The 867-nt window shown below is 66.1% G+C and carries 1 protein-coding gene; it reads right to left on the reverse strand.

Annotation, left to right across the window (positions count from 1 at the left end):
* Positions 1 to 9 precede the first annotated feature (9 nt).
* Positions 10 to 819 (reverse strand): IS5 family transposase, encoded by an 810-nt coding sequence (locus AAHG09_RS31810; protein ID WP_342112342.1) that lies wholly within the window; start codon positions 817 to 819, stop codon positions 10 to 12.
* Between the last annotated feature and the right edge of the window lie 48 nt (positions 820 to 867).

Here is an 867-nt window from a genome sequence, read left to right on the forward strand (position 1 = left end):
TAGAGGCTGTTATGAACCTGTGGCGAGTTGAGCGGCCTGTTTGAGCATGAGGCAGACGAAGGCGACGAGGTGCAGGTCTGCCAGGGTGCTGGCATAACGCTCGTAGTCTTTGACGAGACGGCGGAAGCGGGTGGCCCAGGCAAAGGAGCGCTCGACCACCCACCGGCGCGGCAGGAGCACGAAGCCCCGCTTGGCCTCGGGCAGCTTCACCACTTCCAACGCGATGCCGTGCTCGCGTGCTGCCGCGGCCGGCTTCTCACCCGTGTAGCCCTGATCGACGTAAGCGACTTCGACGCTCTGGCCGGTGGCCGCCTGCACGGCTTTGGCTAACTGGCCGACTTGAGCCCGGTCATCGGCATCGGCGGGCGTGACGTGCAGCGCCAGGAGGTGGCCAAGCGTGTCCACCGCCATGTGCAGCTTCGAGCCTTTCTTGCGCTTGGCTCCATCGTAGCCGGCCCGCTCGCCGCTCTCGGGGGAGGAGCGCAAGGTCCGGCTGTCGAGCACGGCCGCGCTTGGCTCAGGCGCGCGGCCCGCAGCCATACGCAGCAGAGCGCGCAGATCCTCGGCCAGTTGCTCGAAACAACCGGCCGACAGCCAGCGCTGGGCCTGCTGATACACGGCAAACCAGGGCGGCAGGTCGTGGGGCATCAGCCGCCAGGAACAGCCGCTCCTCACCACATAGCGCAGCCCGTTGAAGACCTCGCGCAACGCATGCTCACGCTGACCAGCATCTTCACGCAGCAGCGTCAGGTAGGGCGCAACCAGCGCCCATTCCTCATCGGAAACGTCGGACGAATACGGCTTGCGGGCAATGCTCATGCCCGCCCATCTGAGCATCAGCCCGACCCAGGTCCATAACAGCCTCTA

This window comes from Methylobacterium guangdongense (assembly GCF_038442355.1).
Classification (GTDB): domain Bacteria; phylum Pseudomonadota; class Alphaproteobacteria; order Rhizobiales; family Beijerinckiaceae; genus Methylobacterium; species Methylobacterium guangdongense.

Bases quoted from the DNA above. Each gene is read 5' to 3' on its own strand.
- AAHG09_RS31810 (WP_342112342.1), bottom strand. From the start codon at position 819: ATGAGCATTGCCCGCAAGCCGTATTCGTCCGACGTTTCCGATGAGGAA.